The sequence below is a fragment of the Halomonas denitrificans genome, from assembly GCA_019800895.1.
In the GTDB taxonomy this organism is placed as follows: domain Bacteria; phylum Pseudomonadota; class Gammaproteobacteria; order Xanthomonadales; family Wenzhouxiangellaceae.
The window spans coordinates 328,531-352,810 of the sequence record JAHVKF010000003.1 but is presented as its reverse complement, the minus strand read 5'-3'; the positions used below and the strand labels follow the sequence as shown (position 1 = coordinate 352,810).

The 24,280-nt window shown below is 68.7% G+C and carries 22 protein-coding genes and 1 tRNA gene; 13 read left to right on the top strand and 10 right to left on the bottom strand.

From position 1 onward, the window contains the following. Nucleotides 1-117 precede the first annotated feature (117 nt). A tRNA-Pro gene (locus KUV67_10175) sits at nucleotides 118-194 on the top strand. 101 nt (nucleotides 195-295) lie between these two features. Here the strand turns inward: KUV67_10175 and pepQ are convergent. Continuing rightward, on the bottom strand, nucleotides 296-1,639 hold the full coding sequence (gene pepQ, locus KUV67_10170) for a Xaa-Pro dipeptidase (protein MBY6205247.1): 1,344 nt from the start codon (nucleotides 1,637-1,639) through the stop codon (nucleotides 296-298). Nucleotides 1,640-1,854: 215 nt separating this feature from the next. On the opposite strand from pepQ, the gene cysS reads away from it, so the two are divergent. The 3 genes from cysS to KUV67_10155 are packed head-to-tail and all read left to right on the top strand — an operon-like array spanning nucleotide 1,855 to nucleotide 4,180. Beyond that, nucleotides 1,855-3,240 (top strand): cysteine--tRNA ligase, encoded by a 1,386-nt coding sequence (cysS, locus tag KUV67_10165; GenBank protein ID MBY6205246.1) that lies wholly within the window; start codon nucleotides 1,855-1,857, stop codon nucleotides 3,238-3,240. A gap of 8 nt (nucleotides 3,241-3,248) precedes the next feature. Next, nucleotides 3,249-3,659, top strand: a complete 411-nt coding sequence (locus tag KUV67_10160) for a SufE family protein (GenBank protein ID MBY6205245.1) — start codon at nucleotides 3,249-3,251, stop codon at nucleotides 3,657-3,659. Continuing rightward, nucleotides 3,656-4,180 (top strand): hypothetical protein, encoded by a 525-nt coding sequence (locus KUV67_10155; protein MBY6205244.1) that lies wholly within the window; start codon nucleotides 3,656-3,658, stop codon nucleotides 4,178-4,180. The genes KUV67_10160 and KUV67_10155 overlap by 4 nt, the downstream gene beginning before the upstream one ends. A 152-nt stretch (nucleotides 4,181-4,332) precedes the next feature. Here KUV67_10155 and KUV67_10150 read toward each other — a convergent pair whose 3' ends face one another. After that, on the bottom strand, nucleotides 4,333-5,349 hold the full coding sequence (locus KUV67_10150) for an OmpA family protein (GenBank protein ID MBY6205243.1): 1,017 nt from the start codon (nucleotides 5,347-5,349) through the stop codon (nucleotides 4,333-4,335). Between the two features lie 101 nt (nucleotides 5,350-5,450). Beyond that, the gene (gene dksA, locus KUV67_10145; protein ID MBY6205242.1) at nucleotides 5,451-5,879 is read right to left on the bottom strand and encodes an RNA polymerase-binding protein DksA; all 429 of its coding nucleotides are present in this window, start codon (nucleotides 5,877-5,879) and stop codon (nucleotides 5,451-5,453) included. Nucleotides 5,880-5,959: 80 nt separating this feature from the next. Here dksA and yidD point away from each other — a divergent pair, with 80 nt between their 5' ends. Then, the gene (gene yidD, locus KUV67_10140; GenBank protein ID MBY6205241.1) at nucleotides 5,960-6,403 is read left to right on the top strand and encodes a membrane protein insertion efficiency factor YidD; all 444 of its coding nucleotides are present in this window, start codon (nucleotides 5,960-5,962) and stop codon (nucleotides 6,401-6,403) included. Further along, a complete protein-coding gene (locus KUV67_10135; GenBank protein MBY6205240.1) occupies nucleotides 6,400-6,927 on the top strand; it encodes a DUF2937 family protein in 528 nt (175 codons plus the stop codon). The genes yidD and KUV67_10135 overlap by 4 nt, the downstream gene beginning before the upstream one ends. Here the strand turns inward: KUV67_10135 and KUV67_10130 are convergent. Genes KUV67_10130 through KUV67_10120 form a run of 3 tightly spaced genes read right to left on the bottom strand, consistent with a single transcriptional unit; the run spans nucleotide 6,905 to nucleotide 9,085 of the window. Then, nucleotides 6,905-7,780 carry a DMT family transporter gene (locus KUV67_10130; GenBank protein ID MBY6205239.1) on the bottom strand — a complete coding sequence of 292 codons (876 nt, stop codon included), beginning with the start codon at nucleotides 7,778-7,780 and terminating at the stop codon, nucleotides 6,905-6,907. The two genes, KUV67_10135 and KUV67_10130, sit on opposite strands and share 23 nt — an antisense overlap. After that, on the bottom strand, nucleotides 7,773-8,312 hold the full coding sequence (locus KUV67_10125; protein MBY6205238.1) for a queuosine precursor transporter: 540 nt from the start codon (nucleotides 8,310-8,312) through the stop codon (nucleotides 7,773-7,775). The genes KUV67_10130 and KUV67_10125 overlap by 8 nt, the downstream gene beginning before the upstream one ends. Continuing rightward, nucleotides 8,303-9,085: a phytanoyl-CoA dioxygenase family protein gene (locus KUV67_10120; protein MBY6205237.1), complete on the bottom strand. Its 783-nt coding sequence runs from the start codon at nucleotides 9,083-9,085 to the stop codon at nucleotides 8,303-8,305. Before KUV67_10120 ends, KUV67_10125 begins: the two co-directional genes overlap by 10 nt. A gap of 231 nt (nucleotides 9,086-9,316) precedes the next feature. On the opposite strand from KUV67_10120, the gene KUV67_10115 reads away from it, so the two are divergent. The 5 genes from KUV67_10115 (at nucleotide 9,317) to KUV67_10095 (ending at nucleotide 15,894) form a co-directional block, all read left to right on the top strand. Next, the gene (locus KUV67_10115) at nucleotides 9,317-10,255 is read left to right on the top strand and encodes an alpha/beta fold hydrolase (protein MBY6205236.1); all 939 of its coding nucleotides are present in this window, start codon (nucleotides 9,317-9,319) and stop codon (nucleotides 10,253-10,255) included. An 89-nt stretch (nucleotides 10,256-10,344) separates the two neighbouring features. Continuing rightward, a complete protein-coding gene (locus KUV67_10110) occupies nucleotides 10,345-12,681 on the top strand; it encodes an AAA family ATPase (GenBank protein MBY6205235.1) in 2,337 nt (778 codons plus the stop codon). A gap of 244 nt (nucleotides 12,682-12,925) precedes the next feature. After that, on the top strand, nucleotides 12,926-13,195 hold the full coding sequence (gene rpsO / locus KUV67_10105; protein MBY6205234.1) for a 30S ribosomal protein S15: 270 nt from the start codon (nucleotides 12,926-12,928) through the stop codon (nucleotides 13,193-13,195). 145 nt (nucleotides 13,196-13,340) lie between these two features. Continuing rightward, on the top strand, nucleotides 13,341-15,434 hold the full coding sequence (gene pnp / locus KUV67_10100) for a polyribonucleotide nucleotidyltransferase (GenBank protein MBY6205233.1): 2,094 nt from the start codon (nucleotides 13,341-13,343) through the stop codon (nucleotides 15,432-15,434). Nucleotides 15,435-15,498: 64 nt separating this feature from the next. Continuing rightward, nucleotides 15,499-15,894, top strand: a complete 396-nt coding sequence (locus tag KUV67_10095; GenBank protein MBY6205232.1) for a hypothetical protein — start codon at nucleotides 15,499-15,501, stop codon at nucleotides 15,892-15,894. Nucleotides 15,895-16,088: 194 nt separating this feature from the next. On the opposite strand, the gene KUV67_10090 is transcribed toward KUV67_10095, so the two are convergent. After that, nucleotides 16,089-18,797, bottom strand: a complete 2,709-nt coding sequence (locus KUV67_10090; protein ID MBY6205231.1) for a serine/threonine-protein kinase — start codon at nucleotides 18,795-18,797, stop codon at nucleotides 16,089-16,091. A gap of 182 nt (nucleotides 18,798-18,979) precedes the next feature. Here KUV67_10090 and KUV67_10085 point away from each other — a divergent pair, with 182 nt between their 5' ends. Both KUV67_10085 and KUV67_10080 read left to right on the top strand, forming a co-directional pair. Then, nucleotides 18,980-19,564, top strand: a complete 585-nt coding sequence (locus tag KUV67_10085; protein ID MBY6205230.1) for a sigma-70 family RNA polymerase sigma factor — start codon at nucleotides 18,980-18,982, stop codon at nucleotides 19,562-19,564. Between the two features lie 164 nt (nucleotides 19,565-19,728). Further along, nucleotides 19,729-21,129, top strand: coding sequence for a hypothetical protein (locus KUV67_10080; GenBank protein MBY6205229.1), 1,401 nt, complete (start codon nucleotides 19,729-19,731; stop codon nucleotides 21,127-21,129). Between the two features lie 126 nt (nucleotides 21,130-21,255). Here KUV67_10080 and ubiB read toward each other — a convergent pair whose 3' ends face one another. From ubiB to ubiE, 3 genes are read right to left on the bottom strand one after another with little or no spacing between them, the layout of a single operon-like run. Next, nucleotides 21,256-22,899 carry a ubiquinone biosynthesis regulatory protein kinase UbiB gene (gene ubiB, locus KUV67_10075; GenBank protein ID MBY6205228.1) on the bottom strand — a complete coding sequence of 548 codons (1,644 nt, stop codon included), beginning with the start codon at nucleotides 22,897-22,899 and terminating at the stop codon, nucleotides 21,256-21,258. Then, entirely contained in the window at nucleotides 22,896-23,513 is a 618-nt protein-coding gene (locus KUV67_10070) for an SCP2 sterol-binding domain-containing protein (GenBank protein MBY6205227.1), read from the bottom strand. Before KUV67_10070 ends, ubiB begins: the two co-directional genes overlap by 4 nt. Then, nucleotides 23,513-24,247 (bottom strand): bifunctional demethylmenaquinone methyltransferase/2-methoxy-6-polyprenyl-1,4-benzoquinol methylase UbiE, encoded by a 735-nt coding sequence (ubiE, locus tag KUV67_10065; GenBank protein MBY6205226.1) that lies wholly within the window; start codon nucleotides 24,245-24,247, stop codon nucleotides 23,513-23,515. Before ubiE ends, KUV67_10070 begins: the two co-directional genes overlap by 1 nt. Between the last annotated feature and the right edge of the window lie 33 nt (nucleotides 24,248-24,280).

The window sequence follows — 24,280 nt, the reverse complement described above, 5'->3', positions numbered from 1 at the left end:
GGCCCGTGGGAGCCCCCGATCCAGCGGCGATGCGGGCTTCGGGCCGGCGAAGGCGGAGAAAATGACACCGGGGTGTTGCCAGCCTCGAACGGTGCATTTATACTGTCGCGCTTCGTTCGGGGTGTAGCTCAGCCTGGTAGAGCACTGTCTTCGGGAGGCAGGAGTCGCTGGTTCGAATCCAGTCACCCCGACCACGATGCAGAACGGCCCGCGTTCCCGGCGCGAGTCACCGCAAGACGGCAGCCTTCGCGCTGCCGTTTTTCGTTTCCGGACCCTCCTGTGCCGGCGGCCGCTCCTACTCCGCTGCGGCGAACGCGTCACGGGTCAGGTTCTCCGGCGCACCACCGCGCCGCACGACCACATCGTCCTCGATGCGGATTCCACCGAAGGGAATCAGCGCGTCGATCGCCTTCCAGTCGAAGCGATCGGCGAACCCGCCCTCGCGCAGGTCCTGCAGCAGGCTCGGGATGAAGTACAGCCCCGGTTCCACGGTGATCACGTTGCCTTCCTCCAGGGTCCGGGTCAGGCGGAGGAACGGGTGCGCGTCCGGCGGAGGCAGGGGCGACCCGTCCGGCGCGACCCGGCCGCCGACGTCGTGCACCTGGACACCGAGGTGGTGGCCCAGGCCGTGCGGATAGAAGCGGCTGGTGATGCGGTCCTCGATCATCGCATCGACGGGCATCTTCACCAGGCCGGCATCGTGAAGGATGCGCGCCACGCCGCGGTGTGCCTCCTGGTGCATCGCCACGTAGTCCATGCCCGGCTGCATGCGCTCGACCAACTGCAGCTGCAGCGATTCCATGGCGTCGAGCAGATCGGCGAACAGGCCTTCCCGGGACCGCACACGGGTCCGCGTGATGTCGGCGGCCAGGCCGTGGCACTCCGCACCGGCATCGATCAGGAAGGTCCGGTGCGTCTCCGGCGCCACCGCATCCCGTAGCTGGTAATGCAGCACGGCCGCGTGCTCGTTCAGCGCCACGATGCTGTTGTAGGGGAGATCGTTGGGGTCATGGGCCGCGGCCTGCAGGTAGGCCAGGTGGATCTCCAGCTCGGAGCCGCCGCCGTCGAAGGCCTCGCCGGCGGCGAGGTGCCCGGCCACTGCGCGTCGGCTGGCCCCGCGCAGGCAATCGAGCTGCCAGTCGGACTTGACCGTGCGGTCCTCGTCGAGGCGCCACAGCAGGTCCGCCGGATTCAGGTCGGCCCGCGCACCGAGGTCCGGGAAATCGACCGGGTCGGCGATCAGGGCCGTGGCACGGTCGCCGTCGAGCACGTGGGCCCAGTCATCGGCCGAGCGAACGGTCTCGATCGCGTAGGCGTCCGCCCACCAGTCCTCCGGCGGCGTCGCTGCGGCGTGCCAGAAGTCGTCCGGCTCGTTCAGCCAGAGCGTCGGCTTGCGACCGGGCCGGACTTCGAGCAGGCAATCGGCATGGCTCGGCAGAGGCAGCCAGTGGACGAAATGGCCGTGGGCCCGGAACGGCGCGTGGTAGTCGTCCTGGAAGCGTGCGTGCGACCGGCCGCTGTGGATCAGCAGGCGGTCGTAGCCGGCCTGGGCCAGGCGTTCGACGGTGTTGCGGGTCAGCGTTTCGACGTGGGCGGCGTAGTGCCGGACCGGGGGCAGGAAATCGGAGCGGGAAGACATGGCGTTGGACCGGATTGGTTAGACTGAAGCCGGGCAGTGTAACAAGCCCGCGTACCGTTCCAGCGTGCGCACGACGACGGTTCGAGGAGCGTCGAACGGGCGGCCGGGCGACGGGTCGAACGATCGAACGACGGTCCGTTCGCCCGGCGCTGGAAGAACCAGTGCGCAGGCTCGATCGGCACGCTCGAAACCCACGCGACGACCATGGATACCGCATGCCGCTGACCCTGTACAACACCCTGACCCGGCGCAAGGAAGCGTTCGTTCCGCAGGACCCCGAGCGGGTGACGATGTATGCCTGCGGCCCGACCGTGTACAACTACGCGCACATCGGCAACGCACGGCCGGCGGTGATCTTCGACCTGCTCTACCGTCTCCTCCAGCGACGGTATTCGAACGTGATCTACGCGCGCAACATCACCGACGTCGACGACAAGATCAACGCCGCCGCCCACGAACAGGGCATCGAAATCGGCACGATCACCCGGCGGTTCACCGACGCCTACCACGCCGACATGGCCGCCCTGGGCGTCGGGACGCCTACCGTCGAGCCGCGCGCGACCGACCACATGGCCGAAATCATCGAGATGATCGAGACGCTGATCGAGCGCGGCCACGCCTACGCCGCCGAAGGCCATGTCCTGTTCGACGTGACCACCTTCGACGACTACGGCGCCCTGTCGCGCCGGGACCGCCGGGAGATGGTTGCCGGGGCACGCGTCGAGGTCGCGCCGTACAAGAAGAACCCCGGCGATTTCGTGCTGTGGAAACCCTCCGATTCCACCCAGCCCGGTTGGGACAGCCCCTGGGGGCGGGGTCGACCGGGCTGGCACATCGAGTGCTCGGCGATGAGCGCTGCGCACCTGGGCGAGGTCATCGACATCCATGCCGGCGGCCAGGACCTGGTGTTCCCGCACCATGAAAACGAGGTCGCCCAGAGCCGTTGCTGCCACGGTCGCGACGCGTTCGCTCGCTTCTGGCTGCACAACGGCTTCGTGACCGTCGAGAAGCGCAAGATGTCCAAGAGCCTCGGCAATACCCAGATCGTCCACGACCTGCTCGAGGACTGGCCCGGCGAAGCGATGCGCTACCTGCTCCTCTCGGCCCACTACCGGCAGCCCCTGGACTGGTCGGAATCGGCCCTGGTCCAGGCCGTGACCACGCTCGATCGACTCTACCGGACGCTGTCGGAAAGCGATGCGCCCGGCGAGGCGGCCGACCCCGACCCGGCCGTGCTCGAGGCGCTCGACGACGATCTCAACACGCCGGCCGCGCTGGCCGAACTGAACCGACTGTCGCGAGAGACCGCGCAGGCCGAGGGCGCCGAGCGCGCTCGAAAGGCGGCGGCCCTCGCGGCCTCCGGCGCGGTCCTGGGCCTGCTGCAGGACCCCGAAGGCTGGCACGCGGCCCGGACCGAAGCGGTCACCGACGTCGATAGCGAGGAGGTCGAGCGACTGGTCGCCGAGCGCAATGCCGCCCGCAAGGCCCGCGACTTCGCCACCGCCGACCGGATCCGCGACGAACTGGACGCGCGAGGCATCGAACTCGAGGACGGTCCCGACGGCACCCGCTGGCAGGTCCGGGCCGGGGGCGGCCCGTGAACTCGGCGATGGACGAGCAACGCGAGATCATCGAAGAGTTCGAGCTGTTCGATGACTGGCTGGACCGCTACCAGTACATCATCGACCTGGGCCGGAAGCTCGAGCCGCTGGCGCCGGAAGAAATGCGCGACGACGCCCTGCTCGACGGCTGTCAATCGCAGGTGTGGTTGATCGTCGACGGCGATGCCGATCGAATGCTCTTCCGCGCCAACAGCGACGCGGCGATCGTCTCCGGCCTGATCCATCTCGTGCTCCGGGTCTATTCCGGCCGCAGCGCGCGCGAGATCGTCGATACGGAGCCCGAGTTCGTCGACGCGATCGGATTGAGCCAGCACCTGTCGCAGACCCGGGCCAACGGCCTGGCCAGCATGCTTGCCGCGATCAAGGGGCACGCTCGCAGCGCGCTGGGTGCTGCGTGAGTCGACGCGGTCCACGTTGGACGCGCGGCGCCAGGGACTCGTTCGGCGAGACCCGATCGGTCCGTGCGTCGCTGCGCCGCAACACCGTCGCATTGATCAGCCTGGTCCTCGCGATTACCTCGTTGGGCTATGCGGCCTGGCGCGGGGAGACGTCCGAAGTCCAGCGGAATCATCGGGAAGCGGCCTTCCGGATCCTGGTCGAAGTCGGCGAACTCCGCGAAGCCGTGCTGACTCGGAGCTTCTTCGTTGGCCGGGTCGAGGACCCCTCCACGACTGCTGTACCCGACCCGGCAACCTGGATCATGGGCTGGGGCAAGGTGATGATGATCCGTGATCTGTCGACGGTGCTACCCGAACCTTTGCCCGACCGCGGCCGGCAGCTGTTCGAGTCCTGGCAATCGGCAGCCGGCCGGCTGCACGCCCAGGATCGTGAAACCCGCCAGCAAGCGACCGATGACCTGCTCGAGCGGATCGATCGAATCCGCGACGCGACGGTCCAGCTGATCCACGACCTGGGCTGAATCGGCACAGGCGCCCTCCCCCATCCGGGAATCCGTTCGCTGCCTGCCACCGGGCCGATCGGACGGCCCGAAAACGAAAAGGGCCCGCGCATGGCGGGCCCCTTCTGACCTTGCCCGGCGGCCGCGCAACGTCGATCCTGCGAACGTCGCGATCAGTCGCGCGCAACCACCGAAATCACGACGCGGCGGTTCATGCGGCGATTCTCCGGCGAGGTGTTCGGCACCTTCGGCCGCGATTCGCCGTAGCCGACCACATCCATCCGGTCGCGGGGCACGCCCCGGGAAACCAGGTAGTCGGCGACCGACTGGGCGCGCCGCTCGGACAGTCCCTGGTTGTACTCATCGGTACCGATGCTGTCCGTATGGCCGGCGATCTCGATCGAAACGATCGTGTCGGCATCGCTCAGGGTGCCGACCACACCGTCGAGCTCACGCTCCGCGGCCGGCAGCAACACGGACGAATCGAACTCGAAGGTCACGGTGGAGTCCAGCTCCAGAATGACCTCGGGTTCGGGCGCCGGTGCGGGAGCAGGCGCCGGCGCGGGAGCCGGTTCCGGTGCGACGTACGGCTCGGGCTCCGGTTCCGGTGCCGGCGGACGCGGCGGCTCGCCGAACTTGTAGCTCAGGCCCAGCGAAAAGATGCCGTCGAGGAAACCGTTGTCGTTGTCGAAGGTCGCCCGATCGTTGTCGTAGCGCGCCTCGAACTGCGTACGCAGGCTCCAGTGGTCGCCGAACTGGGCGGTCGCGCCCAGGCCGACCGACGCGAACGCATCACGCCCGTCGTCGAGGAAATTGTCGTGTTCCTGCAGACCGACGCCGGCCAGCACGAACGGGCGCCAGTTCGAGTACTGGCCCCAGTGGTAGCGGCCGAACAGCCCGTAGCCCACGTTCTCGAAGCTCGAGTCGGCGCCGGCCGGCACCGTCAGAGCGTTGCCCTCGAACTCGGATTCGTAGGCGTCGATCTGCAACTCGAGGCTGAAATTGGGCGAGAAGAACTTGCCGATCGACACGCCGTAGTACGGCCAGTCGTCGTCAGCCAACCGGTCCTCGTCGACCAGCGCGGCGCCGCCGATACCGGTGACGTACCAACGATCGTCGAAGAGTTCGTCCTGCGCGACCGCAGCGTTCGCCGCCAGCGCTCCGCAGATTGCCAATGCCAGACGTTTCATAGCGTTGATCACTCCCATAGGGTTGGAGATCGGAAAAACGGTCTCATCATACCGTAGACCCACCCCCGCCGCGACCGGCAACGACGAGCGTGGTGCCGCGTTCAGCGGCTGTCGCGCATCTGCTTCTGTTTCAGCTCCCAGCGTTCCTGCGCATCGAGACACAGGGTGGCGATCGGGCGTGCCTCGAGGCGGGCCAGGCCGATCTCCTCGCCGGTCTCTTCGCAGTAGCCGTAGCTGCCGTCGTCGATCCTCGACAGCGCCTGGTCGATCTTGCCCAGGAGCTTGCGATAGCGATCGCGGGTCCGGAGCTCGAGGCTGTTCTCGGTCTCGCGCGAGGCCCGCTCGGCCTCGTCGCCGACGTCGCGCACTTCGCCGCGGAGGTTGTTGATCGTCTCCTGCGATTCGTCGATCAGTTCCTGGCGCCAGTCCAGCAGCTTCTGGCGGAAGAATTCCAGCTGCTTGGCGTTCATGTATTCTTCCTTTTCGGAAGGCCGGTAGTTCTTCGGCAGTTTCACTCGCTCGGTCGACATGGATTATTCCCGATGGTTCAGCCAGCGCGTTGACAAACCGGCGATTATATACCTCGTTACGGGCACGGACACAAGTACGGATGCAAAGGCTCCTGATCGCACTGATCCACCTCTACCGCCGGACGCTTTCGCCGGTGATCGGCCAGCAGTGCCGGTTCACGCCGAGCTGCTCGCGCTACACGGAGGAAGCGATCGAACTCTACGGCGCCGGGCGCGGGAGCTGGATGGGCTTCAAGCGCATCCTGCGCTGCCAGCCGTTCTGCGCCGGCGGAGTGGATCCCGTGCCGGGCAGCGATCGCGCAGCGATGCTGACCGAGCCGAGTGACGATACGGGCAGCGATCGCGCAGCGATGCTGACCGAGCCGAGTGACGATACGGGCAGCGATCGCGCAGCGATGCCGACCGAGCCGAGTGACGATACGGGCAGTGATCGCGCAGCGGTGCTCACCGAGCCGAATGGCGATCCGGGCAACGATCGCACCGCGACGCCGGCCGAAACCGACGGCCGCGCGGAACGCGCTTGACCATGGGCTGGGTCGGGCGACGGATGGACCACCTCGGCAGCGCCGCGTTCGGCGGTGCCGGCGGGCTGGGATTTTCCCAGGCGCCAGCCTTCACCCAGGCCTACCTGCAGCGGCTCGGGGGGCACGTCGACGAGGCCCAGAGGACGATCGAGAAGATCCGGCAGGGAGAACTGCTGCCATGGCTTGCGCCCGACGGCCGCGCCACGGCGATCGCCGAACTGCAGGTGCGCCTCGACCAGCTGCTCGCCCTGCAGGCCCAGCTCCGGGACACGCCGCCCCTGCTCCGACCCCTGACCCTGCTGCGCCGCGGCGAGTGGTCGATTGCCGAACGAGCTGCCGGCGACTTCGTCCCGGCCATCCCGCTCGATCCCGCCTCGCTGACCTGGACCGGCATCGGGATCGTCGTCGCGGTGATCGCCTACGAACTGCTCTGCCGCGCACCGATCGGCGGCGTGCGCTGGTATCGCAACCGGCGCCAGGCGGACGCGAACGGCGCAGCGGTCAGAGCGAAACGATCACGCTGACGCCGGCAAAGGTCAGGAGCACGCCGAAGATCCTGCGCGGGCTCAGTTCTTCCTTCAGCACCCACCACGAGAACAGGACGATGAAGGCCGCCGCGGTCTCGTTGAGTACCGAGGCGACCGAGGCGTCGGTCAGCCGGTAGCCGGCCAGCCACAGGATCATCGACAGGTAGGTGCCGAGGAACGAGGCCACGACAATGGTCCGCCACGGCTGCGGTTCGCGGTAGCGGGCCATGACCCGCCCCGCGGAACCGGTCGCGGCCACCAGCGCCAGCATGGCGACGGTGCCGGCGGCGAGGCGCAGCAGCACGGTCCAGAAGAAGTCGTCGCCCTCGAGCACCGGTTTGACCATCACCACGCCGGTGGCCATCAGCAGGACCGAACCGGCCCCGAACGCAACGCCCAGCCGGAGCGCCCGCAACGAGACGTCCATCCGGTTCGTCCGCCACGTCACCAGCAGGATGCCGGCCAGGACCAGGACGAAGCCGGCCATCTGCCACGGCGCCAGCGTTTCGCCGAGAAACAGGATGGAAAGAAGAATGACGAAGGGGCTGTACAAGCTGGCCGTGACGCCGGTCCGTGCCGCCCCCATCAGGTTCAGGGCGCGCAGGTACCAGGTATCGGCGATCGCGATGCCGATCACGCCCGAGACCGCGACCAGGCCCCACTCCGCGGCCGAATAGGTCGGCAGCGTGAGACCCTCCGTCAGCAACACGGTGGGAATCAGCAGGGCCACGCCGAGCAGGTTCTTGAACAGGTTCAGTTCGAAGGCCGGCAGCGTCTCGCCCGACCGTCGGAACAGCACCACCGCCATGGCCCAGACCGCGGCACAGGCGACCGAGAAGAACTCACCCATCGGAATCGCCCGATCGAGGCGGCGGAAGGCGCCGCGTTCGCACGGCCACCCACCACCAAGGCGCCAGCATGACCAGCGCGATCGCCACCTTGACCCCGTAGTCGCCGATCGCCAGCGTCACCCAGGGCATCGACGTGCCGGCGAACGCCAGCGCGAAGAACAGCGCCGTGTCCAGCGCCGAGCCGACCACCGACGAAAACAGCGGCGGCTGCCACCAGGCGCGGCCACGCAGGCGATCGAAGACCGACACGTCCAGCATCTGCGACGCCAGGAACGCCGCACCCGACGCCAGCGCGATCCGCGGGCTCGCCAGCCAGGCCGAGAGCACGACGGCCAGGGCGAAGCCCGCCCACACGACCCGGCGGGCCGCGAGCGGGCCACGCAGACGGTTGGCGAGATCGGTCACGAAGTAGCTGATCGGGTAGGTCAGGGCTCCCCAGGTCAGCCAGTCGTTGACCGGGTACTGGACCAGCACGTTGGCGCTGGCGACGATCGTCATCATCGCCAGCGTGAGGAAAGCGATCAGTCGCATCCGGACGGCCCGGTGACGGCGGCGTCGGGGTCGAGGTCGGGCCGCGAGGCCGACCGGCTTCCGGGGATCGGCAGATTGTCGGCCGGTCGGTAGGAAAACACCACGGAAAGCTTGCGACGATCGGTCAGGTTGCGGCCGGCGGCGTGAAGCAGACCGGCGTGGAAGAACAGAACGTCGCCGGGCGCCAGGTCGACCTGCACCGCGCGCTCCAACCAGGAACGGTTGGCCGGTGCATCTTCGCGGAAGAAGCGTTGGGCATCGAAACTGTCACTGCCGAACTTCGCCCGGTGCGAGCCGGGAATCACGCGCATTCCGCCGTTGCCCCGGGCTTCGTGGCCGAGCGCGGTCCAGGCATTGACAAGATCCGGACGCCGGTAGGACCAGTAGCGCAGGTCCTGGTGCCACCCGGTGGCGCTGGAAAACTCGGGCAGCTTCGTCATCACGCAGTTGTGGTGGGCGCGCACCACGCGAACCGACGGGGCCCCCAGGAAGGCCTTGACGTACGCCACCAGGTCCGGGGCGCAGGCCCAGTCGGAGAACACCGGGTCGAGGGCCAGCGCGTCGAGCAGGCGACGGATCGTCTCGCTTCCGGGCGCGTGAGCCGAAGGCGCGCCGGGATATCCGACCTCGCGCTCGAGCTCGAACGGCGATGCGCGCCTCGACAGCGCGCGCTCCGCGGCATGGCGCATCGCGGCCACGCGGCCGGCGGGGCAGAGGCCCGGGACCACCCGGTATCCGTCACGTTCGAATTGGTCGTTGGTGGAATCGTTCATGCCGCCGCGGAATGTCGAGCCCCGTCCCGGGGCGGTTGGCTTCGAGTCGTCGGAGCACGACGGTCGGACGACCGGCGATCCGTGCAGGATGCGCTCAGCGGGAACGGAGACCCGGCGTCGGTTCCGGTCGGGCACCCCGGATTGCCGGTCCTCGAGGCTGGCCGCCGGAGGCCCACCCCGGGGCTGCGAATCCCACTAAACTAGACGTCGGCATTCTATCACCGGGGACCGATGACGCCGTTGCTGACGCTGGGACTCGCGCTGCTGCTCGCCCTTGTTCTGTGGCGGGTGTGGCCGTCACCGGTCGCGCGGATCTTCCGTGCCCTTGACAGGCGGCACGGGCGCCTGAAGTCGAGCCGCCTGCGGACCGGAGCGATCGACTGGCACGCGCTGGAGGGCGGGCACGGCGAACCGCTGGTACTCCTCCATGGGTTCAATGCCGATGCCGACCATTTCACCCGGGTCGCCCGCTACCTGTCCCGTCACTTCCGCGTGCTCGCGCCCGACCTCCCCGGGTTCGGAGATACCCGTGTCGACGGCGCGCTCGACTACCGGATCAGCGCCCAGGCCGACCGGGTCATCGAGTGGATGGATGCCGCGGACATCCAGCGCTGCTACCTGGGTGGAAGCTCGATGGGCGGGTACATCGCGGCCGAGGTGGCCCGGCGCGTGCCCGACCGCGTTCGCGCGCTGTGGCTACTGGCGCCCGGCGGCGTGGAGGGTGTACCGCATTCACCGTTGTTCCAGGAAATCTCCGAGGAACGGCACAATCCGCTGATCATCCGCCACCTGGCGGATTTTCATCGCCTGATCGACTACTGCTTCGTGCACCCGCCCTGGATTCCAGGGCCGCTGGCCCGTTTCCTGGCCTCGCGGGCGGCCGGTCGAGCCGTCGACCACCAGCGCGCGTTCGACGCCATCCGCTTCGACTCCGAACCCCTCGAGCGCATCGTCGACGGCCTGCAGGTGCCCGCGCTGGTCGTCTGGGGTCGCTCCGATCAGGTCCTGAATCCGGCCGGCGCCGCGGCCATCGCCGAACGGATGCCGTCGGCCGAGACGCTGCTGCTGCCCGACACCGGCCATCTGCCGATGCTCGAGAACCCCTGTACCGTGGCCGAGGCCTGGACCAGCTACACGGAACGGCTGGCCCGGGCGCGCCTCGACGGCTGAGCCCGCGACCGCGAATCTCCCTGCGGCTGGGCATCGTCCCGGTTCGCCGCTAGAATGGCGGCCAGACAACGAACAGGAGCCGGGGGGCCATGGCAATCACCAGACTCTCGGCCAACCAGCTTCGCTGGAACGTCCGTCCCGACCTGCTCGATGCGCCCGCTGGCGAAGCGCCCGTCGCCACGCTCGGCAGCGAAGACGCGATCGAGTCGCTCGGCAACGCGCTGCGCGGCAACGACGGCGACCAACCCCACCTGTTCCTGCGCGGCCGCCCGGGCACCGGGCGACGCCGGTTGGTGGAACGCGCCCTGGCGAACCGGACGCCCCCGCCGGCGGCCGGCAACGACCTGGTGTTCGTGTACAACTTCGACCACCCGCACCAGCCCCGCCTGCTCCGCCTGCCGGCCGGCATGGGCCGCAAGGTCCGTGCCGAACTGCGATCGGTCATCCGCTTCATCCGGGACCAGCTGGACCCCGCGCTCGAGGCCCGGCCGATCCGCAACCGGCTGCAGGCCCTGCACGATCGTGCCGACGCCGAGATGCGCAAGATCACCGACCCGATGGACGAGCGGCTCCGCCCGGACGGGCTGGTCCTGGTGCGCGAGGAGGTCGGCCGCCTGGTGCGCCTGTCCGTCCACGTCAAGCAGACGGGCCGGGTGATTTCCCAGGACGACCTGGCCAACCTGGTCTCCAAGGGCCAGGTCGACCGCGAGGAATACCGCAAGATCCGCGAGATCATCCGGGACGAGCAGGACGAACTGGCCCGCCTGACGACCCGGGTGAACGAGATCTGGCGTCGCAGCCAGGACCTGGCCAACCGCCTGGTGCAGAGCGAAGCGCGCCGCCTGCTGGCCGGCCTGATGCGCAGCGTCGACGACCAGATCGGCCACCCCGAGGTCGCCCGCCATCTCGAGGCGATCCTCGAGGACGTGCTCGAACACGGCGTCGGCGGTGGCCGGGCGGCGGACCTGGACCTGGAAGGCCGCTACGGCGCCAATCTGCTGATCGCCGTCGACCCCGACGGCACGGCCCCGGTCGTGATCGAGAAACACCCGAGCGCGCGCAACCTGTTCGGTTCGATCGACACCGTCTGGCACGCCGGCCGGGCCGATGCCGTCTCGTTCCAGGGCCTGCGCGCCGGAAGCCTGCTGCAGGCCAACGGCGGACTGTTGATCGTCGATGCCGACGCCCTGCTCGAGCACCCGGAATGCCTGAACCGGCTGCAGCGGACGCTGACCACCGGTGAACTGTCGATCGAATCGATCGACCGCCGTGCACCCGGAGCCTCGCTGAAACCCGATGCGGTGCCGGTCTCGCTGCAGCTGGTCCTGATCGGCTCTTTCGACGCCTGGCGCCAGCTCAACCGCGAGCACGGCGAACTCGCCCGCAGCCTGGACCAGGTCATCGACCTGCCCGACCGGGTCTCGCGCGACGAGCACAACGTCCGCGCCCTGTCCGCACTGCTCGTCAACGAGTGCGAGCGCCTGGAGTTGCCGCCCTTCGACGCCGGTGCGCGGGCCCGCCTGGTCGAAGAAGCCGCCCGGCTGGACGGCCGCGGCGGATTGTCGACCTCCCTGGACCGGCTGCTCGCCCGGGCCCGCGCCGCGGCCAGGCTGGCCCGCCAGGCCGGCGATTCGAAGGTCGAGGCTGCCCACGTCGAGTTCGCGATCGAACAGGCCACCGTGCCCCTGCTGCGCCTGCAGGGCGACGAAGCCCAGGGCAGCGCGGCGTTCCCCGGCGCCCGCTCGATGCCCGGCCAGGTCCACCTGCTGGCCCGCCGCGACGACGGAACACGCGGCGCCGCGCGCGTGCTCCGGCTCCAGTGCGCGAGCCTGCCGGCCCGCCATGCGTCGATCCGCGTCCCGGTCGGGTTGCAGGACCGCGCGGGCACCGAGGACCAGCTCGAAATCCTGCTCGGCTCCCTCCTGGGCCTCGACAACGAGCCCGGCCTGCATGCGGCGCTGGAGCTGATCGCGGCCGACGGCTCGGTGGTCACCGATGCGCCGGGCGAGACGTTTTCCCTGGCGGCGCTGGTCGCCCTGCTCAGCCAGGTCACGCGCACGCCGCTTCGCCAGGACATCGCGCTGATCGGCGACATCGACCTGACCGGCCGGGTGCTGCCCGTGACCGAGCTGAACGAGCGGATCGAGTCGCTGTTCGAGAGCTGCTACCGCAGCGGCCGTCGATCGGGCGGCGGCACCGGTCCATCCGGGGCCGGCGTGGCGATTCCGGCGGTGCAGCGCGACGAACTGATGCTGGGCCCGCGCATCGTGCAGGCCTCCGGTAACGATCTGTTCCAGGTCTTCGCCGTCGGCAGCGTGGCCCAGGCGATCGAGCTGCTGGCCGGCCAGCATCCGGGCAAGCGCATCGACGGCCGATTCCCCGACGGATCCCTGTTCGCCCGCGCCCGCCAGCGCCTCACTCGCTGAGCGGACCGACCGGTCGCGGATCGTCGCCGAACCTCTTGCCCCGGACACGAAACAGCACGTATAATGGCGTGCTTGATTCGTGGTGATCGTGGCTTTTGCACAAAGCCCGCCTGTCCGGTCGGCCCGACGCCGACCGCCGAACCCCGGGTTCGGAGGGGGTTTTCTGGAAAAGCCCGGTCGCCACTCGAAACCATCCGGCCCGGAACGATCCGGACCGAAGTACACACGTGGAGTTTCAGACGAAATGTCTTTGAGCGCAGAACAGAAACAGCAGATCGTTTCGGAATACCAGCTCTCGAGCGGCGATACCGGTTCCCCGGAAGTGCAGATCGCGTTGCTGACCGCACGCATCAAGCACCTCACGGGCCACTTCCAGGACCACAAGGGTGATCACCACTCGCGGCGCGGACTGATCAAGCTGGTCAACCAGCGTCGCTCGCTGCTCGACTACGTCCGCAACAAGGACGTCCAGCGCTACCGCGACATCGTCCAGCGCCTCGGCCTCCGCCGTTAAGCGCGCTTCCCGGCTCATGTGATTCGACGGCATCGGTTGTTGTTCATTCAACAGCCGATGCTTCGTCGTATCCGGAATCGGCGCACGCGCTCCGTCCACCGCTTTTCCAACGATCGACCCTACTTACGTCCCTGGAGTATTCGCAGTGTTCAACAAAGTCACCAAATCGTTCCAGTACGGTGAGCACACCGTCACCCTGGAAACCGGCCACCTCGCCCGCCAGGCGACCGGCGCCGTACTCGTTTCGATGGGCGGCACCGTCGTCCTCGTCACCGCGGTCGCCCGCCCCGAAGCCAAGCCCGGTCAGTCCTTCTTTCCGCTGACGGTCAACTACCAGGAGAAGTTCTACGCGGCGGGAAAGATTCCCGGCGGCTTCTTCAAGCGTGAAGGTCGACCGACGGAGAAGGAAACGCTGACGTCGCGTCTGATCGACCGTCCGCTCCGCCCGCTGTTTCCGAAGGGTTTCCTGAACGAGGTGCAGGTCATCGCGACGGTCATGTCGCTGAATCCGGAAGTCGATGGCGACATCCCGGCCCTGATCGGCGCCTCGGCCGCCCTGGCCATCTCCGGCGCCCCGTTCCAGGGTCCGATCGGTGCGGCCCGCGTCGGCTTCGTCGACGGCGACTACGTGCTCAACCCGAGCGCTTCGCAGCTCGAGAACTCGCGCCTCGACCTGGTGGTCGCGGGAACCGACAAGGCCGTGCTGATGGTCGAGTCGGAAGCCGACCTGATGAGTGAAGACGAGATGCTCGGCGCCGTGACCTTCGGCCACGACCAGATGCAGACCGCGATCAAGGCGATCAACGAACTGGTCGCCGAAGCCGGCAAGCCGAAATGGGACTGGCAGGCGCCGGCCAAGCCGGAAGGCCTGGCCGAGAAGGTCCGCGAGCTCGGCATGAGCGGGCTCGAATCCGCCTACCAGCACACGGACAAGACCCAGCGCCACGAAGCCATCGGCGAAGTGAAGAAGAAGGTCGTCGATGCGCTGTGCCCGGAAGGCGAGGAAACCGTCTGGACCGAAGGCGACGTGAAGGACGCCTTCCATGCCATGGAAAAGGAATTCGTGCGCGGCCAGATCATCGAAGGCAAGCCGCGTATCGACGGCCGCGACCTGACCACGGTCCGTCCGATCGACGTGCAGGTCGGCGCCCTGCCCCGCACCCACGGCTCGGCCATCTTCACCCGCGGTGAAACGCAGGCGATGGTCGTCGCCACCCTCGGTACGGGCCGCGATGCCCAGCTGATCGACGCGATCGAAGGGGAATACAAGGACCCCTTCATGCTGCACTACAACTTCCCGCCCTTCTGCGTGGGCGAGACCAACCACATGCTGGCACCGAAGCGTCGCGAGATCGGTCACGGCCGCCTGGCACGACGCGGCGTGATGGCCGTGGTGCCGAAGCCGGAAGACTTCCCCTACGTGCTGCGCGTGGTCTCGGAAATCACCGAGTCGAACGGCTCGAGCTCCATGGCCTCGGTCTGCGGCACCTCGCTGGCCCTGATGGATGCCGGCGTGCCGGTCAAGGCGCCGGTCGCGGGCATCGCGATGGGCCTGATCAAGGAAGGCGACAAGTTCGCGGTCCTGACCGACATCCTGGGTGACGAGGACCATCTCGGCGACATGGACTTCAAGGTGGCCGGTTCCGATTCCGGCATCACCGCGCTGCAGATGGACATCAAGATCGATGGCATCACCCGCGAGATCATGCATGCCGCGCTGGAGCAGGCCAAGGCCGGCCGCATGCACATCCTCGGCGAGATGAACAAGGTGCTGGACAAGCCGCGCTCGGAAATGAGCGAATACGCACCGCGCCTGTTCACGATGAAGGTCCACCCGGACAAGATCCGCGAAGTGATCGGCAAGGGCGGTTCGACGATCCGCCAGATCACCGAGGAGACCGGCACGACCATCGACATCGCCGACGACGGCACGATCACGATCGCGTCCGCCAACAAGGACGCCGCCGACGACGCGCGCCGTCGGATCGAGCAGATCACGGCCGATGTCGAGGTGGGCAAGATCTACGAAGGCACGGTCCAGAAGATCATGAACTTCGGCGCCTTCGTGCAGATCCTGCCGGGCAAGGACGGTCTGGTCCACATCTCGCAGATCTCGAACGAGCGCGTCGAGAACGTCACCGACGAACTCGCCGAGGGCCAGAAGGTCAAGGTCAAGGTCCTGGAAGTCGACAAGCAGGGCCGGATCCGGCTCAGCATGAAGGAAGTCGAGCAGGACTGATCGCAACCCCGATCGAGCCCGGGGCGCCCCGCGCCCCGGGCTTTTTCATACCCGGAAGATTCGCATGACCAAGACCCTTTCCGTACCCGTTTCCCCCGGCGAACTACTCGACAAGATCTCGATCCTCGAGATCAAGGCCGACCGGATCGCCGATCCCGACAAGCGCTCCAACGTCGAGCGAGAACTCGACCTGCTGACCGGCCTGTGGCACTCCACGTCGCTGGAAACGTCCGAAGTGACCGCCCAGCGCGGCGAGCTGAAGCGGATCAACGAATCGCTGTGGGAGATCGAGGACGCGATCCGCGAATGCGAGCGCCAAGGCCACTTCGGCGACCGCTTTGTCGAACTGGCCCGCTCGGTCTACCGTACCAATGACCGCCGCGCCGAAGTCAAGCGCGAGATCAACCGTCTGCTCGGCTCCAACATCGTCGAAGAGAAGAGTTACCAGCCGTACGATTGACGGCCTTCGTCGCCGACGGGCCACGCCAGCGCCGATCGCGCGGAACGGCCGGTCGTGCCGCAGGAGCGCGCACCGGCGCCTCGACCGGGCGAGCGTAGGTTGCGCGGTTCGCTATCGCCCTCGAGGATCGCCCGCTCGGCCACGACCGATGCGCCCACAGCGGTTCCTGCGGTAACTGACCGACCCGCGTCCCGTCAGCGCGCTGTCGAATCCAACAGGCGCTGGACCAGTCTCCGTTCGGCACCGGACTGCAGCACTGCCGGTCCGGTGTCCGCACGCCCCCGGCAGGCTTCCAGCGCGCTGCGCACCCTCGGTTCCGCGGCCGGGCTCACCTCGATCGCCCGCTGCAGTCGATTCGAACCCTCCTCGGCAGCCCCCCGCAGGCATTCGGCCAGGCCGGACCAGAACAGCGTTTCGGCCACGCGCGGATGCTCGGGACCCAGCGCTCCCGTGCGGAGTTCGAGCGCTGCATCCAGCTCGACCCGCGCCGCCTCGATGCGGTCGAGAACAAGCAGCACCCGGCCCCGATTGGTCTGCTGGAACGCCCGGTCCGGGTGACCGTCGCCCTTGATCGCACGGATGATGCGTTCCGCGTCGTCGTAATACTCGAGCGCCTGCTCCCATGCCTGCTCGTCTTCGGCGACCAGGCCAAGGTTGTTCAGGTTGTTGGCCACGTTCAGGTGGTCCGGACCCAGCGTACCGCGGTTGATCGCCAGCGCCCCTTCGAACGCCGAACGGGCTTCGACGGTTCGCCCGGCGGCCCGTTCGGCCAGCCCGAGATTGTTCAGCACGCCGGCGGCCTGCGGCGAGTCGCCCATGTCGATCCGCTCGAGGATGGCGAGGGCCTCCCCCAGCGTGCTCCGGGCATCCTCGATGCGACCCAGTTCGAAGCGCGCGCCGCCGAGGTGGCTGAGAGAACGGGCCGTCAGGGGATGATCCGCGCCGAGGACGCGGCGACGCAGGCGCACCACCTGCGCGAAGGCGGCCTCCGCTTCCTCCATCCGGCCGAGCGCGAACAGTGCGCTGGCTTCGGCGTCCAGCGCGGTGGCCAGATCCGCGCTCGATCCGTCGCTACGCTCGCGCTGCCAGCGAACCGCTTCGCCGTACGCCGCCAGGGCGTCGCCGAGACGCCCGTTCATCCAGTGCCAGGAGCCGCGGCGAAGCCGGTTCTCGGCCGCGCGGCGCGGGTCCGGCGAAGGCAACCGGTCGAGGCGAGCCATCGCGGCGTCGAAATCGAGCCCGGCCTCGTCCAGCTCGCCCCGCAGCTGCGCGGACGCTCCGCGAGCGTGCAGGAGATCCACGACGAGCGGGGACGGGCCGTCGGCAGAGAGCAGTTCCAGACCGCGTCCGAGCGCTTCGTGTGCTGCCGCAGGGTCCCCGGAGGCCAGCTGTGCACGGCCGACGCGAAGCCATCCCCGGGCTCGATCGACCGCGTGCACCATCCTGTCCGTCGGCTCGAGGCGGGCGAGACTTTCCTTCGCGAGTTCCAGCGCCGCCGGGTAGTCGCCCAGGTTGCGATGCACGTCGGACAGCGTGCGCAGCAGACCGGCGTGCAACCGCGGATCGAGGTCTCCGCGTTCCGCGAGCCGCTGGCGACCCCGCGCGAGCAGTTCGCCGGCGGTCGGTTCCGCGCCTTCGTTCCGGGTCGAATCGGACTGCACGAACAGGTCGCGGAGAAACTGGGCGGTCAGTTCGGCCTGCTCGCGCTGCCGGTCGCTTTCGGCCAACGCGGCCCGGGTTCGGGCGGTTTCCTGCACGATCCCGGTGGCGAGCGTCACGATCACGCCTGCGACCAGCGTCGTCGCCGCCACGGCAGCCCGGTTGCGACGGACGAACTTGCCGATCCGGTAGACCGGGCCGGTGGCTCGCGCGCGTGGGGGGCGGTTTTCGAGAACGGCCCGGATGTCGTCGATCAGCGCATCGACGCCCGGGTAGCGGTCCTCGGCCCGGAAGGCGCATGCGCGGCCGACGATCCAGTCCAGTTCCCGCGGAAGGTCGGGGTCGACCGCGGTGGGACGCGGCGGCCTTCGCCGGCGCTCGAGCGCATCGGCTTCCCCGTCCGGCCCGAACGGCGCCTGGCCGGTGCAGAGTTCGTGCAACAGCAGGCCCAGGGCGTAGACGTCGACGGCGGTTCCCGTGTCGTCGCGGACCAGTTGCTCGGGGCTGGCGTACCCGGGCGTGTTCGGGGCGCCCCGCCCGGCCTGCGTCAGGTCGTCGTCACCGCCGGCTTCCAGCAGCCGCGCGATGCCGAAGTCCAGCAACCGGGGCCGGCCGGAGGGGTCGACCAGGAGGTTGGCCGGCTTGAGGTCGCGGTGCACGATGAGTCGTCGATGGGCGTACGCGACTGCGTCGCAGGCCTGTGCGAACACGCGCAGGCGCCGCTCCAGCGGCCACGCGGATTCGGCGGCTGCCCGGGTGATCGGCTGTCCCTCGACCAGGTCCATCAACAGCCAGGGCCGCCCGTCGTCGGCCTGTCCCGCGTCGATGAGACGGGCGATGCCGGGATGATCCAGCCCGGCCAGGATCCTGCGCTCGCGATCGAAGCGGGCCCGGAACGCGTCGCCTTGGAGCGTTGTGGCAAGCAGCTTCAACGCCGCCTGCTTGTCGTAGCGCCCGTCGGCGCGCTCGACCCGATAGACCTCGCCCATGCCGCCCCTGCCGAGCGGAGCGACGATCCGCCACGGACCCATTCGCGTGCCGGGCGCCAGGGGCTCGGCAGCAGCGACCCCCTCCCGGTCCAGCGGCGTACCGGTGCGCCCGGCGGCTTCGAGCAGCGCGGCCAGCTCGGCGCGAAGAGCAGGGTCGGTACAGTGCTCGTCCAGCCACGCATCGCGCTGCGATGGCGGCAGCGCCAGGGCGGCGTGGAATCGCTCCCACAGGTCGGTCCAGTCGGATCGGCTCATCGCGTCATGGAGTGCAGCCCACGTTCACGGCCCCGGGACGATGGTCGCTCCGGGCCCCTCCCCCGATCATACGTGCATCCTCCCGAGGAGACGCTGCCCGTCGGCCGAAGCCGCCCACTCCCGCTTCGCCGGCATCGATAATGGGACGCACCCTGCACCGCGGCCCGAGGGGACGAGCAGCCATGGACCGGTCGATCGACGACGAGTACCGAACGCTGGTGCGCGCCTTCAACGAGGGCGCGCCCGACGCCTCCGGCGAGCTGTTCGAAGCCCTTTACCACGAACTTCGTGCCATCGCCCGCCGACACCTCGGCCGTGAGCGCGCCGCCGCCACCGTTTCGCCGACGGTCCTGGTCCACGAAGCCTTCCTTCGTTTCACCGGCCGGCCGATCGACCGGATCAACGACAATCGACACTTCCTCGCGCTGATCGCTCGGGTCATGCGCCAGTGGATGGTCGACCGTGCCCGCAGACAGCAGGCCGCCAAGCGCGGCAACCGGCCGCTGATGGCCACCTTTGCCGAAGACCGGATCGCCGGCGACGACGGCCTGGACGCAGCCGACCTGCTCGCCCTCGACGACGCCCTCGCCGCGCTACGCGAGCGCGATCCGGCCATGGCCGATGTCGTCGAGTTCCGCTATTTCGTCGGTTTCACCATTCCCGAAACCGCCTCGGCGCTCGACGTGTCCGAACGCACCGTGGCTCGGCACTGGGAGGCCGCGCGCGCCTGGCTGCTGGTGCGCATGGGGCCTCGCGGGCCTCGCTGACGCACGGCGCTTCGGCTGCGGAAGGGACATCGCTCGGATCGAACCGCCGGCGGCCTCGCGGCCGCGGCCGGATCTCCTGGCGTGGTTCGCGCCGATCGTGCGCATAACTCCTCGAGAGGCCGGCACCGGCCGGCGTTCAGGCCCATCCGACAGGGGAGATCGACATGCTTCGTACAATCCTGACCGCCGCGTTTTTCGCGGCGCTGACGCTGCCCGCCTTCGGGCAGGATCCCGACCTGACGGTCCTGACCGAGACCGAGGCAGGAAGCCTGGCGACCCAGGGTGGACGGCTGATGGGGATATCGGGCAACGGCAGATTTGCCGTGTTCCGGTCCCTGAGCCCGCTCGTCGCCGCCGATTCCACCGGCAACCAGGTCTACCTGCGCGACCTGGAAACCGGCGACCTGGAACTGATCAGTGCGACGCCGGGCGGCAGCGCGTCGTCGGAGGCGCAGCCGGACCCGGACCCGGACGTCTCCAACCGGCGCGTCATCTCCGACGACGGCAGGTTCGTCGCATTTCGCTCTTCGTCGGCCGATCTCGTGCCGGGCGTGGACCCCGGCTCGCTGATCTGGCTGTTCGTGCGCGACCGGCAGACCCAGACCACCACCCTGGTCAGCGTCGATAACGACGACGTGCCGGCGAACCAGAGCGTGACCGAGCGCTACACGCTGGATCCCAGTGGGGTGGCCGTCGCGTTCATGTCCTTCGCCACCAACCTCGATCCGCTGGCGCCGTCCGGAGGCATCTTCCTGCACCGCCTCGATGCGCCGGTCGGAAGCGGCGCGCGCACCCAGGCCGCCTGCCGCGATCGCGACGGCGTGCCCCGACCGGACTCGGCCTGCGGCGGCTTCACGATCTCCTGCGGCGGGGCCATCATGGCGTTCCGCGGCGGCAGCTTCCATCCCTGGGTCGAGGGCGAGGACCTGGCCTTCGGCGAAACCTACACCGATTACTTCGTCGGCAACTCGATCGCCGGCAACTGGGTGCGGGTCGGCGCGGAAGCCGGCCTGCCCCCCGACGACGGAGTTCTCGGCAACAACGCGGGGGGAGCGCCGTCGATCGACTGTTCCGGATCGCGGATCGCGTTCTGGACCCGGAACGAACTCCAGCCGGGCGATAGCGACGACGCGGACCTGTACGTTTTCGACCTGATCGCGCGTCGAATCACCCTGATCGAAGCGCCGGTGGGGACCTCCCTCGAACCACCGGGTTTCGCGTTCGGCCAGGTGCTCAACGAGGTCTCCCTGTCGTCGAACGGCAACCTGATCGCCTTCTCGACCCAGCGGGCCCTTGACCCGAACGATACGAACGGCCTGTCGGACGTCTACACGGTCGAGCTCGAACGCGACCCGATCGCCCCCTTCGATATCCAGTGGGTCAGCCAGGCGCTCGACGTGGCCGGAAACAGCCACGCCTACCAACCCTTCGCCTCGAACACCGGCCGGGTCGCGTTCCGCTCGCCCTCGGACAACCCGCCGTGGCCGGCGCCGAACCTGGGCGAGGGACACCTGTTCGCCCGCGGCCTGGTGCTGGAGGGCGTGTTCTTCGACGGGTTCGAATAGCCCCTCGAGGTCCAAGGGGACCGCGGGGCCTCGATCGAGCGGAGGCGCCGTCTCGCGGAAGGCGTGTCGAGCCGGGCCCGGAATCCGGAGCGGGACTCGGAATCGGGCAGGACCTCCCGACGCGGGTCAGCGCATCGCCCGCCAGGCGATCAATGCGCTGAAGGCGAAGCCGATCATCGCGGGCACGGAGTGCTCGGACAGGAACGGACCGACGTCGAAGGCAGCCATGACGGCCGAGGCGATCAACAGGCCGGCGGTCAGCACGGCGCCGGGCGTGCCGCGGTTGTGGGTCTTCAGCGAAGCCGAGATCGTTTCCAGGTCCTCGCTCTCGAGCCGCGCACGAAACCGGCCGCGGGCCGCGTGCTTCAACGCATCGAGCACGAAACCCGGGACTTCGGGCGCACTGGCCAGCCACGCGGGTACCTCGCGGCCGATCCGGCGCGCGGTGCGCTTGATGCCGTAGCGTTCCCGGAAGATCCGCTCCAGCTCGGGCTTGGCGACGTCCCAGATATTGATCTTCGGGTACAGGTCGCGACCCATGCCTTCGATGTTGAGCAGCGTCTTCTGCAGCATGATGAGCTGCGGCTGCACGGTCAGCTTGAAGCGCCGCGCGACGTTGAACAGGTTGACTACCAGTTCGGCGAAGGAGACTTCTTCCAGGGGCCGGGTGAAGCTCGGTTCGCAGACCGTTCGCGCGGCGGCTTCCATCTCGTCGATCCGGGTATCGGCGGGCACCCACCCGGCCTCGATGTGCAGTTCGGCCACGCGGCGATACTCGCGGTTGAAGATCGCCAGGAAGTTCTCGCCGATGTAGTAGAGGTCCTTCGGCGTCAGGCTGCCGACGATGCCGAAATCCAGCGCGATGTAGGAGGCATTGTCGGGGTCGCTGGTGTCGATCCGGATATTGCCGGGGTGCATGTCGGCGTGGAACAGGTTGTCGCGGAAGACCTGCTGGTAGAACACGCGGATGCCGCGGCGGGCCAGCTTCTCGAGGTCCACGCCGCGGCGCCGCAATTCGTCGACATCGCGCACGGGAACGCCGCCGACCCGCTCCATCGTCAGCACCCGGTCCGCCGTATGCGACCAGTGGATGCGCGGAATGTAGAGGTCGTCGGACTCCTCGAAGTTTCTCCGCAGCAGGCTGGCGTTGGCGCCCTCGCGCTGCATGTCCAGTTCGTCGTAGATGAAGCGCTCGAATTCCTCGACGATTTCGTTCGGCCGGATGCGGTCGCCTTCCGGGTGGTACCGGCGGGCCAGTCGGGCCAGCGCACCGAGCAGCTCCAGGTCGTCCCGGATCCGGTCCTCGATGCCCGGACGCACGACCTTGACCACGACCTGCTCGCCGTCCGGCAGCTCGGCGGCGTGGACCTGGGCGATCGAGGCAGACGCCATCGGTTCGACGTCGAAGCGTGCATACAGCGCATCGATCGGCGCCTTGAGCTGCTGCTCGACGATCGAGCGAGCCTGCTCGCCGGAAAACGGCGGCACGGCATCCTGCAGGTCGGCGAGCTCGTCGGCGATATCGGGCGGCAGCAGATCACGCCGCGTCGAGAGGATCTGGCCGAACTTGACGTAGATCGGGCCGAGTTCTTCCAGCGCCAGCCGGAGGCGACGCCCGCGCGGAAGTTCGCGCACTCGGCGCCGACCCCATGGGACCAGGCGCACGGCGCGGGCGATGCGCAGCGGGGGGAGCTCGACCAGCAGTTCGTCCAGGCGGTACCGCGCGAGCACGACCGCGATGCGCAGCATTCGAAGCGCGCGGCGGATCACGCGTCGAGCCTCCTGCGCACCCTGCCGGCAAACCGGTCCACGGCCTCGCGCAATTCGTCGACGCCGTCCCGGAACGCCCGCCAGTCGGCCGGCGGCGGCACCAGGTCACTCTCCTCGCGCAGCCAGTGCGCGAACTGGTGGCCGCCGCTTCGCGCGGCATGGCCGCCGAAATCGACCGTCTCGCGGACGACCCGATACATCTGCGGCCCGAGCAGCGGGCCGAAGGCATCGGCCAGGCCCTGCTCCAGGTCCGGGTCGATGCGGGTCATGGCCTGCTGGAATTTCTGCGCAAGGCGCGCGTCGCCCTCGATCCGGACACCGCCGGGGCCCGACAGGTCGGGCACGGCCATCGCCAGCAACGCGCCGGGCGTGCCGCTGACCATGGTGTCGGCCTCGAGGTCCGGATCCTCCGGTTCGGCCAGCACCCGCAGGCGCTCCCCCTCGGCACCGACCCACAGGTCGATGCCCAGGCCGTCGAGCTCGAACCGGAGCCAGTGCCCGGCGAGCGGCGCGAGATGCTCGGCCGCCGCGGGGTCCAGGGCGGCAGCGCGGTTGGCGACCAGCTCGCAGGCACGGGCCAGCAGCGCAGGCAGGGGCGTGACGTAGCGCGACATCAGGTGCGCGCGCCCCGGTGGATCGCGGCGATGCCGGCCGACAGGTTCTCGTAGCGAACGCGCTCGAACCCGGCCTCCTGGAGCTGACCCGCGAGCGCTTCCTGGTTCGGGAAACGCCGGATCGATTCGGCCAGGTACTGGTAGCTGTCGCGATCGCCGGCAACCAGGGCCCCGAGCCGTGGCAGGACCTGGAACGACCACAGGTCGTAGGCCTTCGCGACCGGTTCCGGCGCCACGTGCGAGAACTCGAGGATATGGACCTGCCCGCCGGGCTTGAGCACCCGATGCATCTCGGCCAGCGCGGCCGTCTTGTCGGTCACGTTACGCAGGCCGAAGGCGATCGTCAGGTGGTCGAAGGAGCGGTCCGCGAACGGCAGCGATTCGGCGTTGACCTGCAGCCACTCGAAGCCGCCGACGCGGCCTCGATCGTCCATGCGCCGCCGGCCCGCTTCGAGCATGGCCCGGTTGATGTCGGCGACCAGCACCTTGCCGCCGGGCTGGACCCGGCGCCGGACCAGGTCGGCGATATCTCCCGTGCCGCCGGCGAGATCCAGCACCGCCTGGCCGGGACGCAGCGCGCAACCGGCCACGAAGTGGCGCTTCCACAGGCGGTGGATGCCGACCGACATCAGGTCGTTCATCAGGTCGTAACGATCCGCCACGGACGAGAACACGCGGCCGACCAGCTGCGTCTTTTCCTCGGGCGAAACCTCGCGGAATCCGAAATCCGTCATGGTGCAATCCAGCGATTCTGGCCGTTGTAGGCA